The 16,949-nt window shown below is 71.7% G+C and carries 7 protein-coding genes, 1 tRNA gene and 4 pseudogenes; 7 read left to right on the top strand and 5 right to left on the bottom strand.

What is annotated here, in order from left to right:
- Nucleotides 1–117: 117 nt before the first annotated feature.
- The 4 genes from KKZ08_RS14260 to KKZ08_RS14245 all read right to left on the bottom strand — a co-directional run bounded on the left by KKZ08_RS14260 (nucleotide 118) and on the right by KKZ08_RS14245 (nucleotide 5,220).
- The gene (locus KKZ08_RS14260; protein WP_223774805.1) at nucleotides 118–2,055 is read right to left on the bottom strand and encodes a kelch motif-containing protein; all 1,938 of its coding nucleotides are present in this window, start codon (nucleotides 2,053–2,055) and stop codon (nucleotides 118–120) included.
- A complete protein-coding gene (locus KKZ08_RS14255; RefSeq protein WP_223774804.1) occupies nucleotides 2,052–4,037 on the bottom strand; it encodes a cellulose synthase catalytic subunit in 1,986 nt (661 codons plus the stop codon). The genes KKZ08_RS14260 and KKZ08_RS14255 overlap by 4 nt, the downstream gene beginning before the upstream one ends.
- Nucleotides 4,038–4,334: 297 nt before the next feature.
- The gene (locus tag KKZ08_RS14250; protein WP_223774803.1) at nucleotides 4,335–5,048 is read right to left on the bottom strand and encodes a FadR/GntR family transcriptional regulator; all 714 of its coding nucleotides are present in this window, start codon (nucleotides 5,046–5,048) and stop codon (nucleotides 4,335–4,337) included.
- A 98-nt stretch (nucleotides 5,049–5,146) separates the two neighbouring features.
- Nucleotides 5,147–5,220: transfer RNA gene (locus tag KKZ08_RS14245), tRNA-Lys, on the bottom strand.
- 196 nt (nucleotides 5,221–5,416) lie between these two features.
- Here KKZ08_RS14245 and KKZ08_RS14240 point away from each other — a divergent pair.
- From KKZ08_RS14240 to KKZ08_RS14210, 7 genes and pseudogenes are all read left to right on the top strand, one after another.
- Nucleotides 5,417–6,783 (top strand): annotated as a pseudogene (locus KKZ08_RS14240) (peptidoglycan-binding protein).
- Between the two features lie 962 nt (nucleotides 6,784–7,745).
- Nucleotides 7,746–8,861, top strand: a pseudogene (locus tag KKZ08_RS14235) (SPFH domain-containing protein).
- A 176-nt stretch (nucleotides 8,862–9,037) separates the two neighbouring features.
- Nucleotides 9,038–9,640, top strand: a complete 603-nt coding sequence (locus KKZ08_RS14230) for a lytic polysaccharide monooxygenase (protein ID WP_223774802.1) — start codon at nucleotides 9,038–9,040, stop codon at nucleotides 9,638–9,640.
- Between the two features lie 173 nt (nucleotides 9,641–9,813).
- Nucleotides 9,814–11,471 (top strand): annotated as a pseudogene (locus KKZ08_RS14225) (AMP-binding protein).
- A 689-nt stretch (nucleotides 11,472–12,160) separates the two neighbouring features.
- A pseudogene (locus KKZ08_RS14220) lies at nucleotides 12,161–13,467 on the top strand (sensor histidine kinase).
- Nucleotides 13,443–14,105 carry a response regulator transcription factor gene (locus KKZ08_RS14215; RefSeq protein WP_223774801.1) on the top strand — a complete coding sequence of 221 codons (663 nt, stop codon included), beginning with the start codon at nucleotides 13,443–13,445 and terminating at the stop codon, nucleotides 14,103–14,105. The pseudogene KKZ08_RS14220 and the gene KKZ08_RS14215 overlap by 25 nt, the downstream one beginning before the upstream one ends.
- A gap of 78 nt (nucleotides 14,106–14,183) precedes the next feature.
- The gene (locus KKZ08_RS14210) at nucleotides 14,184–14,570 is read left to right on the top strand and encodes a hypothetical protein (RefSeq protein WP_223774800.1); all 387 of its coding nucleotides are present in this window, start codon (nucleotides 14,184–14,186) and stop codon (nucleotides 14,568–14,570) included.
- Here the strand turns inward: KKZ08_RS14210 and KKZ08_RS14205 are convergent.
- A complete protein-coding gene (locus KKZ08_RS14205) occupies nucleotides 14,545–16,734 on the bottom strand; it encodes an MMPL family transporter (RefSeq protein ID WP_223774799.1) in 2,190 nt (729 codons plus the stop codon). The two genes, KKZ08_RS14210 and KKZ08_RS14205, sit on opposite strands and share 26 nt — an antisense overlap.
- Nucleotides 16,735–16,949: the final 215 nt, after the last annotated feature.

The raw sequence follows: 16,949 nt of genomic DNA, 5'->3' as shown, positions 1-16,949 counted from the left end.
CTGCGCGCTCAGCCCGCGAAGAGCCGCAGTCGCATCTGCCAGGTTGCTCGGCAGACGCGACTGCGGCTCTCGTGTGGTTGCTCGCGCAGTTCCCCGCGCCCCTTACGGGGCGGCTGCTCACCGGACGTGGACCCAGCGCGCCTTGCTCGGGACGCCCTGGTCGTCCGTCACGAAGAGCATGTACCAGCCCGATTCCACCAGGCTGCGATTCTTCGGAACCGTCACCGTCACCTCGCCCCTCGACTTCTCCAGGTCCAGCGCGATCGACGTCTGGTCGATGTCCGTGACGTGCGTGGACGCGCTGGGCCGGATGAGGCGGGCCGCCTTGATGGCCGAGGAGTGCGTGGTCGGGAAGGTCCCCGAGCCGCCCCGCGCGATGGTCTTCGGGCCCTTGCCGAGGGCCGGCCGCGGACCCTGGTAGAGGTACGGCGGGCTGTAGATCTCGATGCGCTGCTCGAAGACGCCCGGCTTGGTGTTGGCCTTGTCGGCGTAGAGCGAGTCGGAGCCGAAGAACATCACGCGGCCGTCGGGGAGCAGGACCGAACCGGCGTGGTAGTTGCGGCCCACCTCCGGGTCCGCGACCCGCCGCATCTCCCCGGTCCCGGCGTCGTAGATCCGCGCCTGGTGGATGTTGGAGTCGCCGCGCCCGCGGTAGTCCTCCGAGCCGCCGGAGATCAGCACGGTGTCGTCCGGCAGCGTGGACATCTGCGGGTAGCGCGTGCCCTTCTCCAGCGGGGGCCCGTCGACGAAGCGCGGCTCGTCCGCCTTCAGGTCGACGATGCGGGTCTTCTCGCTGGACCTCTTGGACTCGCCCACGCCGCCGCCGCCGACCACCAGGTACTTCTGGTCCTGGGCGGGCGGCAGCTCGACCGTGCCGGAGGTCTCCATGAGCCCCGGGTCGCTCAGGCCGGGGACGCCCCGCCACTTGTTGGTCCGCAGGTCCCAGATGCCGGGCTTGCGGCCGACGTCGGCGGGGCCGTAGCCCGCGTTGGAACCGGAGTAGAAGAGCCTGCCGTCGGTCATCTGGAAGATCGCCGGGTACGTCGGGAACTGCCGGATGCCCTTGGTGTACGTCCACTTCTTGGTCTTCGGGTCGTACACCTCGTTCTTGCCCGGCACCAGCTGGCCGATCTCGTCAAGGCCCGAGGTGGAGAGGATCCTGCCGTCGGTGAGCGTGGTCAGCGTGGGGTACCAGCGCGCCTCGTTCATCGGGTCGACCTTGATGTACCGCTCGGCCACCGGGTCGAACTCGAAGGCGTCCTTGATCCCCTGGAAGTCCTTCTTGTCCAGGGCGAGCTTCTGCGCCATGCCGTAGACGTTGCGCTTGTCGGAGCCCTTCACGCCCTCGACGCGGTAATTGTCCTGGGTCCCCGTCTCGTACTTGGCGCCGCTCCTGGCGGCTTCTACGTAGACCCGGCCGAGACCCGCCTCCGTGCGCAGGAACCTCCCGGTCCGCTTGTCGAAGACCTTCTTCGCCTTCTCCACGAGGACGTTGTCCTGGGAGACGAACGTCTTGCCGTTCTTCTTGCCGGTGAACTTCGTGCCGGCGGGAATCGTCTTCGGCTCGTCCGGGTCCTCGTTGTGGACGATCATCAGGCCGCCGGCCTTGGTGACGTCGCCCTTGAGCTTCTCGTAGCGCTGCGTGCCGCCGGCGATCAGCAGATTGCCGTTGCCGAGCTGGGTGTGACCCGTGCAGAACAGGTCGGTGGGCGTCGGGATCTTCTTGATGGTCTTCTTGACCGGGTCCCACAGCCGGGTGTCGAACTTCTTCTTGTCGAAGTTGTCCTGGTCGTTGCCGGAACCGGCGACCAGCAGGACCTTGCCGGTGTGCAGGAGCGCCGCGTGGATCGTGTTCTGCCGGTACTCCTCGGGGAATTCCACGATGTCCCAGTGGCCGTTGGCGGCCTTGTACTCCGGCTGGTTGATCTTGTAGTCGTGGTACTTCTCGGAGCCCACGCGCCACAGCCACGGGCCGTTCATCCCCGCCAGCGCGAGGACGACCGCCGCGCCAATCGCGATGCGGCGGGCGCGGCGGCGGCTCGAACGGTCATTCATTTCTCACGTCCCCCAAGGGAGATCCGCATCGTCTGCTCCGACGACGCCCAGCTGGGCTTCGGGCGCGGCGCGTGCGGGGCGGCGGTGTCGCGCTGCTGGTCGTACCGCTGGTCGTACCGTTGGTCGCGCTGCTGCGGGAACGTCGGACCGGCGCCCGGCGGGGGGCCCGAAGTGCCGCTCTCCCGCGGCGTCTCGGACTCCTTCCTTTCCTGCCGCATGCCCCAGCGCCACGCGAAGACCGGCGCCGCCGTGATCAGCAGGGCGAACGAGGCCCAGATGATCATCGCCGGGTGGGAGTGGCCGTACAGGAAGGAGGCGGCCATCGAGGCACCGAAGACCACGATGAAGAACAGGTGGATGCGGAAGGTCCCGAACAGCGTGTCCGGGCTCGCCGAGTCGCCCTTGGGGGTCACCACGAACTTGCTCTTGCGGCGCAGGGCCGCGTCGAGCAGGGAGCGCGCGTAGATCGGGGCGGAGAGCGCCGACATCACCATGCCCGCCACACCGCCGGAGCCCTCGGGTTCGTGCGGGGAGACGTTGTGCCTGCGGTTCCAGATGTAGAGGCCGATCTGGAGCGCCGAGGCGTTGCCGTACAGCATCAGCCAGATGGTCGGGTCGATGTTCACGCCGGACGCGCCGAGACCCAGGAAGAGCGCGCAGCTCAGCGCCGCGAGAATCCAGTTCATGGCGGACATCGGGTAGAAGATGACCATCATCGTGTAGTTGAAGAGACGGCCCGGCGGCAGCGAGAACGGCGCCTTCCAGAACTGCTTGAGGATCGTCTCGTACGTCCCCCGCGACCAGCGCAGCTGCTGGGTGAAGAAGTCCGTCCAGGCGTTCGGGCCCTCGCCGACCGCGAGCACGTCGGGCGTGTAGACCGACTTCCACTTCTTGCCGGTCGCCGGGTTCGTGGCGCGGTGGATCTCGAAGCCGGTCGCCATGTCCTCGGTGATCGAGTCGTACAGGCCCCCGATCTGCTTCAGCGCCTTGATGCGTACGGCGTTGGAGGTACCGACGAACATCGGGGCGCCGTAGGCGTTGCCGGCCCGCTGGATCAGCGCGTGGAAGAGGAACTGCTGCGACTCGGCGGCCTTGGTGACGAAGTTGTCGTAGTTGCCGTAGACCTGCGGGCCGATGACGAAGCCGACGTTCTCGTCGCGGAAGAAGCCGAGCATCCGCTCCAGGTAGTTCGGCATCGGGACGTGGTCGGTGTCCACGGAGGCGAAGTAGTCGTAGGCGTCGCCGTGCGCGTCCAGCCAGGCGTTGTAGTTGCCGTGCTTGGTCCTGGCGCGGTGCGGGCCCTTCGCCGTGTTCCACCTCGTCACGCCCTTGCGGGAGAAGTGGTGCACGCCGAGCCGCCGGCAGACCTCCTTGACCTCCGGGTCGTCACCCTCGTCGAGGAGCCAGACGTGCAGCAGGCCGCGGTGGCGGATCCTGACCGCGGCCTCCAGGGTCCTCGTCACCATCTCGATCGGCTCCTTGCCGGGCACGAACGAGGTGAGGAAGGCGACTCTGGTGCCGGTCTCGGGCACCACCGGGACCGGGTCGCGTGCCACCAGCGTCGCGTGCGCGTTGGAGAGCACGTTCATACAGCGGAAGAACTCGATCAGGCCGATCGAGACGAGCATGACGACGTCGAGGACAGGCAGCCAGTCGTTCGCGACGTAGTCCCGCTTCGTCCAGTGTTCGGGCTGGAGCAGCCAGCCGAGCAGGACGAGCGAGAGCAGTGGGGCCGCGCCCAGCATCAGCGCGGCCCGTACTCTGTGCGGCTCCTGCGAGAGCAGTGAGCGGTACCTCACCCGGTAGGGCTTGCCCGGGTCGGGCTGCGTCAGTGGCCCGGCGAGCCGGCTGTAGTGCTCGTAGTCGTACCGCGGCAGGGTCTTCTTGATGCGGCGGAAGCCACCGGTCCTGTGCGGTGGCACTCGCAGCCGGGTCGTTTCTGCCGGGTCGTTCTGCCGCGCCCCCGTCGGCGTCGACGTCATGGTCTTCCCCCCGCACGCGGTCACCCGCGTGTTCTTGGTTCCATCCGCCCGACGGGTTCCCCACGACCCCCACGGACGTGTCAATGGCAGGCCACCGTCCCCTCAGGCAGGGACCGGCACGCCTCCGGTCGCATTGATGCCCCCCTCGACATCGCTTCGTGAGCGGGGCCCCCAGCCCTGCCCCGCCGCGGACGCGGGAGCCCCCAACTGCCCCGTGCCGCCCGCCTCATGAGAGCCGATGACTCCCGAACAGGTTTCTACGCCCTCCAGCATGATCGCAAGGGCGAAACAAGGCGTTTACCGGTCAAACGAGCTATCTGAGGTGTCTCTTGGTGCAGGTGTGCCCAAACGTGTTCGAATGTTGCCGAAGTGTTCCCGTATGGCGCGCTCGGCCCGGAGGGCGTCACCCGAGCGCACGGCCTCCAGGATCTCGCGGTGCTGGCGGCAGGTGATCCTGGGATCCTGCGGTACGTCCACCAGATCCGTGCGGACCTTGTGAAAGGAGTCCCAGAACGCCTCCAGGACCTCGCCGAGGAGCGGATTGCCGAGCCCGCGGTAGAGCGCGGCGTGAAAGGCGCGGTCGGTCTCGGCGCGCACGGCGCCCCGAGGGGAGGCGGCCTCGGCGTCCATGCGGTCCACCAAGGCGTCGAGTTCGGCGAGGTCGGCCGCCGGGACGCGGCCCGCGAGGCGCGCGATCAGCCCGGTCTCCACGGCCTCGCGCAGCTCGAGGAGCTGGAGCAGGCTGTCCTCGCCGCGGTAGTGCCCGGCGACCGTGCGGAACGCGAGGCCCTCGATCATCGGCGCGACCGACATCGGGCCGACGTACGTCCCGAAACCGTGCCGGATCTCTACGATGCCCATGGCCTGGAGTGCCTTGAGGGCCTCTCGTACGGAGTTCCTGCTGACCCCCAGGCGCTCCATCAGTTCGGGCTCGGTGGGGAGCGAGGCCCCGGAGGGCAGCCGGGAATCGAGGATGAGCTTCTTGATCCGCTCCTGGATGTCGCGCGCCATGGCGCAACGGTAGCGGTAGGGGTGGCGTGCCGAGGGCACGGCGAAGGCCCCCGCATGCACGAAGGCCCCCCGCGTGAACGGGAGGCCTTCGCTGTCTGTGCGCCGCCAGGGACTCGAACCCCGGACCCGCTGATTAAGAGTCAGCTGCTCTAACCAACTGAGCTAGCGGCGCCTGCTGACCTGGAGAACTCTACCGGATGTGCCGGGGTGCTCCCGACCACCCCCCGTCTCCCGGCACACGTGGCGAGGGCCCCTGGCGGGCCGGATACATCATTCGGACCGTCAACATGCGGTATCCCCGGACAGTTGAGAAACTGACGGACGTGCAGATTCGCGGACATTCTTTTCAGGAGTGTGAGGGAAATCGCATGGAGGACGCTCCGGTATTCGTGGAATTCGATCCCGAGAGCGACTGCGACTGCCCCGGCTGTATCCACTGGCGGCGCTCGATGGCGCACGCGCTCCCGCTGCGCCTCGGGGGCCACCCGGCGGCGCACGGCGCGCGCCGCGCCCTCGTCCTCGTGGCGGCGGCACGGTCCTCGGCGGCCAGGCGCTGCCGGCCGTGGCCGTGGTGGACGCGGGTGCCCGTCCGACCAGGCCCGATCCCCGGCCGACGCCGGACGGACCGGACACGCCGCGGGGCGGACCGGACACGCCGCAGGGCGGGGTCAGCCCGCTGCATGGCGGCGCGGGCACGTCGGCGGGCTCGACCTACCGGGCGATCACCCGTACGGAGATCATCGAGCGGGCCCAGACGTGGGTCACCGCGCGGGTGCCGTACAGCATGAGCGAGTACTGGACCGACGGCTACCGCCAGGACTGCTCGGGCTTTGTCTCGATGGCCTGGAACCTGAGCGGCAACGAATGGACGGGCACCCTCGACAAGTACGGGACCCGTATTGCCAAGGAGGAGCTCCGGCCCGGCGACATTCTCCTCTTCCACAATCCGGCGAACCCCACCAACGGTTCTCACGTGACGATTTTCGGGGGCTGGACGGACAGTACGCAGACGTTTTACGTGGCGTACGAACAAGCCAGGCCGCATGCCCGTAAACAGGCGACGCCTTATGCCTACTGGGCGAACGCGAACCGCTATGTGGCCTATCGCTTCAAGGGGGTGGAGGGCGCCGCGGAGGACGTGGGGGCCGTGGAGGACCCGGCGGGCGGCAAGGCGAGCGGCGCGGGCTCCGCGGTGACGCCGTACCCGGGTGCCGGGGCCTTCGGGCCGGGGGCGGAAAACAAGTACGTGACGCGGCTCGGCAAGGCCCTGGTCGCCCGTGGCGGCAAGCGGTTCTACCGGTCGGGCCCCGGGCCGCGCTGGACCGAGGCGGACCGCAGGGCGACGCGGGCGTTCCAGCTGGCGCAGGGCTGGCGGGGCGTGGACGCGGACGGGCTGCCGGGGCCGACGACGTGGTCGTACCTGATGCAGGGGAAGGGACGGGACATTCCGGCGGCGGGCGCGGGGGCCGGCGGGAGCGGCGCGGAGGCTCGCCCTGCCTTTCCCGGCAGGGGCGTCTTCCGCCCCGGCCAGTCGCACACGGCGGTCGAGCAGCTCGGGAGGCAGCTGGTGCGGAAGGGCTACGGCAGGTACTACACGGGAGGCCCCGGCCCGGACCCGGTCTGGAGCGAGAGCGACCGACGCAACGTGGAGGCGTTCCAGCGCGCCCAGGGCTGGCGTGGCGCGGCGGCCAACGGCTATCCGGGGCCGGAGACGTGGCGGAGGCTGTTCCGGTGAGGGGCGTGGGCGGGGCCGGGGCCGTGCGGGGGAGGTGGGACAGGCGGGGGCGACGGCGAGCGGGATCGGCGTATGCACGGATGAGGTCGATGCGGGGGCGGGTGCGGGTGGATTCGGCGCGGGTGCGAGTGGATTCGGAGCAGGTGCGGATGAGGCCGCCGGCGGACGTGGGGACGTCGGTGACGCAGGAGGGATCGGCTCGGGGGCCGGTGGGGTCGGCGGACGCATGGGCGGGTTCGGCGCAGGGCCTGGTGGGTTCGGCGGACGTGTGGGCGGGTTCGGCGCAGGGGCAGGCGGAATCGGTTCGCGGGCAGGTGGGGTCGGCCCGCGGACAGGCGGGTTCGACGGACGCACGGACGGGCCCGGCGCACGGGCTGGCGGGCCCGGTGCAAGAGCGAGATCGAGGCACGAATGAGGCGGAGGCACGGATGAGCGCGACGGCAGCTTCACAATCCCAGGCCCAGTCCTTGGCTTCGGCCCAGTCCTTGGCTTCGGCCCAGTCCCTGGCTTCGGCCCAGTCCCCGGTCCCGGCCTCGTCCCAGCCCCCGGTCCAGGTCCAGGTCCAGGTCCAGTCTCCATCCCAGTCTCCGGCCCAGCCCCCGGTCCCGGCCTCGTCCCAGCCCCCGGCCCAGGTCCAGTCTCCATCCCAGTCCCCGGCCCAGGCTCAGCCCCAGTCCGAAGCCCAGGCCCAGTCTCCGGCCCAGGTCCAGTCTCCATCCCAGTCCCCGGCCCAGGCTCAGCCCCAGTCCGAAGCCCAGGCCCAGTCCCCGGCCCAGGCTCAGCCCCAGTCCGAAGCCCAGGCCCAGTCTCCGGCCCAGGCCCAGCCCCAGTCCGAAGCCCAGGCCCAGTCGCAGTCCCAAGCCCAGTCGCAGTCCCAGGGCCAGTCACCGTTCCAGCCCCAACCCCGGCCCCAGCCCAAAGCCCAGCCCAAAGCCCAGCCCCAATTCCCGCAGAGCGGTGCCGTGCGTGAAGCGGTTGCCGTGCGGGCCGGGCGGGTGATTCAGAGTGAGGCCACCACCGAGATCCCCGTCCACCTCCTCTTCCGCGACGACCCGGACGACGTGACGGGCGTCCCGCTGAGGCCCGCCGTGGTGCGGCGCAGGCAGGGCACGGGGGAGCAGCCGAAGGCGGTACGGCGCCCGGCGGCCGCGCCCGCCGAAGCCGTGGCGCGTCCGGCGCCCGACGTCGACCCGCGCTCGTGGAACGTCGGGCGCGGGTGCTGCCGGCCTCGTAAGCGTGCTCGGCAGGTGCGTGCGCCGCCGGGTGCGCGCTCTCGCTGTGGTGGGCGGGGTTCCTGCCGAGCCCGCGCTGCGCGTGACGGACTGCCCGGGCACGCGGGGGCCGGGCTCGGGGCCGCCCAGTGGGCCTCGCTCGCCGGCTCCGGGGCGCTCGGCCTCTTCGGGTTCGGCGGGCTGGCGCGGGGACGGGTCGGCCGGGCGTGGGTGCTGAGCCTCTTCGGCCGCTACCGGGGCACCGTCCGCCGCACCGGCCTGCTGTGGGTGAACCCTCTGCTCCTGCGCCGCCGCGTCGACGTACGCCTGCGGCACTGGCGGAGCGAGCCGATGCCCGCCGTGGACCGGGACGGGGTCGCGCTGCGCGTCGTCGTCCTCCTCGTCTGGCGGGTCAAGGACACCGCGCGGGCGACGCTCGCGGTCGAGGACCACCAGGAGTATCTGCGGGAGTGCGTGGAGGCGACGACCGCACGGGTGCTCTCGCGGCTGCCGGCCGACGCGTTCCACGACGACGCGCCCACTCTGCGCGACGCGGACGCCGTGGGCGCCGCGCTGACGCGGGCCCTCGCCGCCGAGGCGGAGGCGGTCGGCGTCGAGGTGTTCTCGGCCCAGCCGACCCGTATCGAGTACGCGCCCGAGGTCGCCGCCGCGATGCAGCGCAGCCGGGTCGCCGCGCTCGACGCGCGCCATCGCGACACGGTCCTGACCTCGGTGGTCGACTCCGTCGAGGACACCGTGACGCGGCTGACCACACGGGGCCTGGTGGAGCTGGACGACTACGAGCGAAAGGCGTTGGTGAAGGACCTGACGGTGGCGTTCTACACAGGACGCGTCGACCAGCGCTGACCGGGCACCGTGCACAACTGCCCGCCCGTGTCGACGGGTTGCCGTGCACGGCCCGGACGGATCCCCTCCCCGGTTGGTATGGACATGTTCAACTAACGGCAATAATCTGAACTTGGTCTAGACCGCAGTGCGCGCACGTCTCACGGAACTTCCCCATGTTCGGTCAGGAGCGGCACATGCGTAACAAGAAGGTGTACGCGGCCATGGTCGGCCTCACCACGGTCGGCGCGTTCGCGCTCTCCGCCGGTGGCGCCAGCAGCCACGGCTACACGGATCTGCCCGCCAGTCGGCAGATCAACTGCGCCAAGGGCGTGGTGTCCAACTGCGGTTCCATCCAGTACGAACCGCAGAGCGTCGAGGGCCTCAAGGGCTTCCCCGCCGGGGGCCCCGCGGACGGCAAGATCTGCTCGGCGGGCATAGCGGGCTTCAACCAGCTCAACTCGCCGAAGACGCCGAGCGGCGCCGCTTGGCCCGCGACGCAGGTGAGCGGTGGGCAGAACTACACGTTCCGCTGGCAGTTCACCGCCCGTCACCGCACCACCGACTTCAAGTACTACATCACCAAGCAGGGCTGGGACGACAGCAAGCCGGTGACCAGGGCCGCCCTGGACACCACGCCGTTCCTCAGCGTCCCGTACAACAGCCAGCAGCCGCCCGCGACGCTCTCGCACAGCGGCACGATCCCCGGCGGTCGCAGCGGTCACCACGTGATCGTCGCGGTCTGGACGGTCGCCGACACGGCGAACGCGTTCTACGCCTGCTCGGACGTCAAATTCTGAACCTTGCCTGAGGCGCTTCCCCGCACCCCACGAACAGGTTCCGCGTACGCCGTGCACGACCTCACGGCGTACGCGGAGCCGCACGTGGGCAACGGCCACAAGGCAGTGTCAGAGCCGCCACTCGCCCGCAACACCCTCCCGATCTGACGTGACGTCAACTATGGTGCGCGGCCATGGGGAGCACCGGGAGCACGGTCGCGGAACTCGTACAGGCGCGGTGGGAGGACCACCGCACCGGCCTGCGCTGGGCGGACGGCGCGCTGAGCCACCACGAGGTCACGGCGGGCGCCGCGGCCAGGGCCGCGCTCCTCGCCGACCTGCTGTCGAGCCGGGGTGAACCCCACATAGGCGTCCTGCTCGACAACACCCCCGAGTACTCCCTGTGGCTGAGCGCGGCGGCGCTCGCCGGGGTGGCGGTGGCGGGCATCACCCCACCCGGCGCGGCGCCGAACTGGCCCGTGACATCCTGCACACCGACTGTCGGCTGCTCGTCACCGAACAGGTTCGGCTGCCGCTGCTCGACGGCCTCGAACTGCCCGGCGTACGCGTACTGGTGACGGACACACAGGAGTACGGGGCCCTGCTCGCCCCCTACGCCGACGCGGAACCGGAGATCGCGCGGACCGTGGGCCCGGCGAGCCGCATGCTGCTCTACTTCACCTCCGGGTCCACAGGCGCCCCCAAGGCGGCGATCTGCAGCCAGGGCCGCCTCGCGGCGGCGGGCCGCTCCCTCGTCACCCACTTCGGGATCCGGCCGAGCGACACGCACTACATCTGCATGCCCATGTTCCACGGCAACGCGGTGATCGCGGACTGGGCGCCCGCGCTGGCGGCGGGCGCGGGGGTGGCGCTGAGCCGCCGCTTCTCCGCCTCGCGGTTCCTGCCCGACGTACGGGAGTTCGGGGCCACGTACTTCACGTACGTGGGGCGGGCCGTGCAGTACCTCCTGGCCACGCCCGAGCGGCCGGACGACCGGGAGAATCCGCTGCGGGTCGGGTTCGGGACCGAGGCGGGGGCCGTGGACGCGGCGCGCTTCGAGGAGCGGTTCGGGGTGCGGCTCGTGGAGGGCTACGGCTCGTCGGAGGGCGGGGCGGCGATCCAGCGTACGCCGGGGACGCCGCCGGGGGCGATCGGGCGGGCGGCGCCCGGGGACGACCTCGCGGTGGTCGATGCCGTGACGCTGCGGGAGTGCGAGGCGGCGCGGTTCACGGATGACGGTCAGCTGCTCAATGGGCGCGCCGCGATAGGGGAGTTGGTCAACCGGGGGCCGAATCCCTTCGAGGGGTACTGGCGCAACGACGAGGCGCAGGCCGAGCGGGTGCGGGGCGGCTGGTACTGGACCGGGGACCTCTTCTACCGGGACGAGCGCGGGTACCTCTACTTCGCGGGGCGTACGGATGACCGGCTGCGGGTCGACAGCGAGAACCTCGCGGCGGCGATGATCGAGAACATTGTCGCGCGGTACCCGGGGGTGGTGGCCGTCGCGGTGTACGCGGTGCCGGATCCGGTGGCGGGTGATCAGGTCATGGCGGCGGTGGCGACGCCGGAGGGGGTGGGTTTCGATCCGCTGGACTTCGCGGAGTTCCTGCTGGCGCAGCCCGATCTGGGGACGAAGATGATGCCCCGCTTCGTGCGTGTGGTGCGGCGGATGCCGGTGACGGCGACGAACAAGGTGGCGCGGGCGGTGTTGCGGGGGGAGGGGTTCTGCTGTGCGGACCCCGTCTGGTGGCGTCCCTCTGGTTCCGGGTACCGCAGGCTGACGGCTGCGGACGTGGCGGCCCTGCGGGGTCGCTTCCGCGAGCATGGCCGTGAGTCGTTACTGCACCTCTGACGTCCCGGCGGCCTTCCCGCCCCGCGGCGCCCCAAGCACTCGGCGGTATCCCCTCCCCCGCCGCTCCGCGCCGGGTATCTCCCACCCACCCGCCCGTAACTCGGCATCGAGACGCCGAGGTAGAGGCGGGAAGCGCCGCGCACCCGGCGGTATCCCCTCCCCCGCCGCTCCGCGCCGGACGTCTCCCACCCGCCCGTTACTCGGCGTCGAGATGTCGGGGTAGGGGCAGGGAGGGATGGGGCACCGCCCGCAGTCGAATGCGCCCCCCGAGGGAAACAGGGAAACAAGGGCCGATGACGCCCCGCAGCTGCTCGTGCGCGGCCGAGGGAAGACGCGAGCCGACGATGGCCCGCAGTCGTCCACGCACCTGAGGGAGGCATGAGCCGACGCCGGCCCGCAGTTGCGAGCGCGCCCGAGGGAGGACACGAGCCGACGACGGCCCGCAGGCGCTCGCGCGCCCGAGGGGACGTGGGGGTATGTGCGCGCGGAGCACAGTGGTGGTCATGAGGGCGGGCGAAGCAGCAAAGGCCCCGCGCCAAGATGGCGAGCACGGACATACCCCCGCGGCCCCGGCCCCACACGACGCCCCAAGGCGGCCCCCCGCGACCCCGCCCCGCGCCCCCGCCCCCGCCCCCAAGGACGCACCCCACGCCCCCACCCACCGGGCCCCAACCCCTACCGTAAAGCCCATGGTTCGGGACAGCGTGTGGGGCGGGTTGTGGCGGCGGGACTACCTCCTCAGCAGCGCGCCCTGGCGCAGCGCCGCCTACCTCCTCGGCGGCGCCCTCCTCGGCGCCGCCGTGCTCGTCATCGGCGCCGCCCTGACCGCCGTAGGGGCAGCCCTCGTGCTCGTACTGGTCGGCATCCCCCTCCTCACCGGCCTCGCCTTCTCCGGCGTCCCCGTCGCCGCCCTGGAACGCCGCCGCATGCTGCTCATCGACCCCGCCCCGGCGCCCACCCCCACCGCACCCCGGAAACCCCGGGCATCCAGGCCTGGTTCCGGCTCCGCCTGAAGGAGCAGGCGACCTGGCGCGAGCTGGCCCACACCGCCCTGCTCGCCCTCGTTCTGTGGCCCCTGGACCTCCTCGTCCTGGCCTGCACCGTCGCCTTCCCCGCCCTCCTCGTCGCCGCCCCCGCGCACCTCGCCCTCACCGGCGGCCCCGGCCACGACATCCGCCCCGCCAAGCTGTGGGTCGTCGACGCCTACCCGGCGGCAGGCGGCACCGCGCTCCTCGGCCTGCTCCTGCTAGCCGTCCTCGCGCACCCCCTCGGCGCGTACGCTGCCGCCCGCGCCGCGTTCACCCGCCTCCTGCTCGCCCCGCGCGAGGCGGAACTCGCCGCCAGCCTCGCCGAGGTCACCCGCTCCCGGGCCCGGCTCGTCGACGCCTTCGAAGCCGAACGGCGGCGGATCGAACGGGACCTGCACGACGGGGCACAGCAGCGGCTGGTCGCGCTCACGATGCGCCTCGGCCTCGCCCGGCTCGACGCCGCGCCCGGCAGCGCCCTCGCCGGGCAACTGGCCGCCGCGCACGACGAGGCGGGGCACGTCCTGACCGAACTGCGGGAACTGATCCGCGGCATCCACCCGCAGGTCCTCGCCGACTACGGCCTGGCGGCGGCCATAGAGGACGCCGCGGACCGCTCCGCGGTACCCGTGGAGACGGCCGGCGTGGAGACGGCCGGCATGGCGCTGCCGAGGCTTCCCGAATCCGTCGAGTCCGCCGGGTACTTCGCGGTCCGCGAGGCCCTCGCCAACGTCGGCAGGCACAGCGGCGCGACCAGGGCCCACATCACGGCCGCGCACACCGACGGAGTCCTCCGTGTCGAGGTGCGCGACGACGGCCGCGGTGGCGCGGACCCGGCCCGCGGTACGGGCCTGACCGGGCTCGCCGACCGGCTCGCGGTCCTCGATGGCACACTGACGGTCACCAGCCCGCCGGGTGGTCCGACAGTCCTGTCAGTGGAGATCCCGTGCCAACCCCAGCCCCAAGCCTGAGAGTCGTCCTCGCAGAGGACAGCGTGCTGCTACGCGAGGGCCTCATAGGCGTCCTCAGCCGCTTCGGACACGAAACGGTCGCCGCGGTCGGCGACGCGGAGGCGCTGCGGGACGCCGTATCGGCGTACGAACCGGACATCGTCGTCACCGATGTGCGGATGCCGCCCGGCTTCCAGGACGAGGGACTGCGGGCGGCGGTCGCGCTCAGGGCGCAGCGGCCGATGCTGCCGGTCCTCGTGCTCAGCCAGTACGTCCAACGGTCCTACGCCGCCGAGCTCCTGGACACCGGGGACGGCACCGGCGTCGGCTACCTGCTCAAGGACCGCGTGGGCCAGGTCGAGCAGTTCATCGAGGGACTCACGCGGGTCGCGCGGGGCGGCACGGTCGTCGACCCGGAGGTCGTACGGCAGTTGCTGCGGCGGCGGCGCGACCCGCTGGAGCAGCTGACGCCGCGCGAGCGCGAGGTGCTCGCGCTGGTCGCCGAGGGGAAGTCGAACGGGGCGATCGCGGCTGAACTGGTCGTCTCCGAGGCGGCGGTGGGCAAGCACATCGGCAACATCCTGGGGAAGCTGGACCTGCCGCCGGCGGACGGAATCCACCGCAGGGTGCTGGCGGTCCTGGCGTATCTGCGGGGGTGAGCCCCGCTCGTGAGGGACCCGTGGTGAAGGAAGACAAGTCCGCGGCCCCGCTCGTGTGAACGATTACGATCCACTCTCATGACCACGCCCGACCAGACCGACGCCGACGCCACGGCACAGAACGACGAGCCGCAGACGGCAACCCCGGAAAGCGCCACCGCAGGGCCCGAGGGAACCATGCCATCCGAGGGACCCAAGGGAGCTGAGGGACCCACCCCGGCCGCCCGCGCCCGCCGCGCCCGCATCGCCGCGGCCGGACTGCTGATGGCCGCGGCGGCGGTGGTCCTCGCACTGCGTCTGGCGAGCCGCTCGTCGGTGCTGGTCGTCGGGGTCTACGGGCTGCTGCTCATCCTCTGCGGCGTGGTCATCGAGCTGAGCCGCCGCGGCCGCACCAGGCTCGGCACCTGGCTCCTGGCCGCGGGGCTCGCGGCGGCGCTGGTCATGGACGGTGCGGTCCTGTCGTGAACCCCCGCGGCGCGACGGGCGGCGGTATGGTCTCCCGCGGTCCGTACCGCCGGTGGAGGCGGCGCAGCGGACGCGGCGCCCACCAGGCGTGCCGGCCGAGCAGGGCCATGGTGGCCGGCACCAGGAACATACGGACCACGGTGGCGTCGATGAGGACCGCGAGGGTCAGGCCGAGGCCGACCTGGAGGACCGGGGAGAAGCCGCCCGTCATGAACCCGGCGAAGACGAGGGCGAGGAGCAGCGCCGCGCAGCTCACCACGCGGCCGGAGCGGCGCAGTCCCTCGACGACGGCGGTGCGGTGGTCGCCGGTGCGGAGCCGGCTCTCCCGCATCCGGGACAGGATGAACAGCTCGTAGTCCATGGCGAGCCCGAAGGCGATCGCGATGATCAGCGGCGGCGCCGTCAGGCTGAGCGCCCCGAGGCCCTCGCCGCCGAGCAGCGAGGCGCCGTGCCCGTGCTGGAAGACCAGGGTGACCACGCCGAGGGCGGCACCGAGGCTGAGCAGGGTGGTGGCGAGGGTGCGCAGCGGGATCAGTATGGAGCCGGTGAAGGCGAAGAGCAGCGTGAACAGCCCGGCCAGGACGGTGAGCACGGCCCAGGGGGCGCGCTCGGCGAGCATCGAACGGAAGTCGACGAGCCGGGCGGCGTTGCCGGCCACCTCGACGGGTTCGGCGCCGCGCAGGTCGCGTACGCGCTCGACCAGGCGCGTGGCGGTCGGGCCGTCGGCGGAGCCGTGCGGGGTGAGTTCGAGCAGGATCGTGCCGTCGGAGAGGCGGTGGCGTTCGGACGCCGCGATGCCGGGCAGGGCACGGATCTTGCGTTCGCAGTCTGCGGGCGCGCCTGGCCTGATGAGTACCTCGACGGGGCTGGTGTCGGCCTCGGGCGGATAGTGCGCGCGCACGGTTTCGTACAGCTGCCTGGCTTCGGTGCCGTGCGGCAGCTGCCTGGCGTCGCCGATGGCGATCCGCATCCCGAAGGTGGGCGCGGCGAGGGCGACGAGCGCGACCCCGGCGACCATGAGGACGGCGAGCGGCCGGGCGGCGCAGAAGTGGGCGACTCGGGCGAAGACCGCGCCGTCACGCGCCTCGGGCGAGCCCTTGCGGAAGCGGGACCCCGCGCCTGCGTTGAAGCGGAGCCCTTCGTCACGCCCCGAGGCCGGCGCCATCTTCCCGCCGAAGCGGGTCAGCAGGGCCGGCAGCAGTGTCAGGGCCGCCAGCATGTCGACGACGACCACGGCGCCCGCCGCGAGCCCCATGCTGCGCAGGAACGGGCTGGGGAACCACACCAGCCCCGACAGGCTGATGGCGACGGTCAGTCCGGAGAACAGGACGGTGCGGCCGGCCCGGGCGACGGTCGCGTGCACGGCCTCGGCCACGCCCGCGTTCTCCGCGCGGGCGCGTTCCTCGCGGAAGCGGGCCACCATCAACAGCGCGTAGTCCACGGCGAGTCCGAGCCCCAGCATCGTGACGATCTGGACGGCGTACACCGAGATGTCGGTGAGCAGGCCGAAGCCGTACAGGATGAGGAACGCCCCGGCGACACCGCTGACGGTGACGAGCAGGGGGAGCGCGGCCGCGCGCAGTCCGCCGAAGATCAGCAGCAGGACGAGCAGGACGGCGGGCAGGGTGATCAACTCCGCCTTCGCGATGTCCTCCTGGGCCCGCGTCCCCATCTGCTCGCCGAGCAGCGGGCCACCGCTGACCGCCACGTCGGCGGCGTCGATGCCCCGGAGCAGGTCGGCGGCGTCACCGACCGTGTCCTCCTCCGCGTCGTCGTCGAGACCGCCCTTGAGCGTGACGGGGACGAGCAGCGCCCGGGTGTCCTCGGCGACCAGACCGCGCGTGGCGTACGGGTCGGGCACCTCCGCGACGCCGGGCAGGGCGCGCACCTCGGCGACGGCGCGGGCGACCTCGGCGCGTAACTCCGGCCGGTCGACGGCGCCGCCGCCCGAGACGACGGCGGTGATGGAGGCACCGGCCGGGTCGAGGTCCCCGAGAAGGTCGTCGGCGACGACCGACTCGCTGCCCGGCACGTCCTCCACGGTCGAGGTCAGGTCCCCGAAAACCCGGGGGCCGAAGCCGAATCCGAGGACGAGGAGACAGATCCAGACGGCGATCACGGTAAGCGGGCGGCGGGTCGCCGTCCGGGCGAAAGCGGTGAGCATGACGGCTCCTTGAGGACTCCGGGAGGAGCCGGTACGGCACCTCGGGGCGGGTCACATCTCAGAGTCACCGCGGAACACCCCCCACGGATCACCACGCGGAGCGGTCTTGCCCCCTCCCTCGCAAGAGCGATACCTCCCTCACCCGGGCGACGCCGCTCCGCACGGGCGACGCCCCACCCGGCGGGTGCCGCCTCCCCGCCCGGGTGCCGCCTCAG

It is taken from the genome of Streptomyces sp. 135 (assembly GCF_020026305.1).
Lineage (GTDB): Bacteria > Actinomycetota > Actinomycetes > Streptomycetales > Streptomycetaceae > Streptomyces.
Note: the sequence above shows the minus strand (reverse complement) of the source record. Positions and strands in the feature narration are given on the sequence as shown.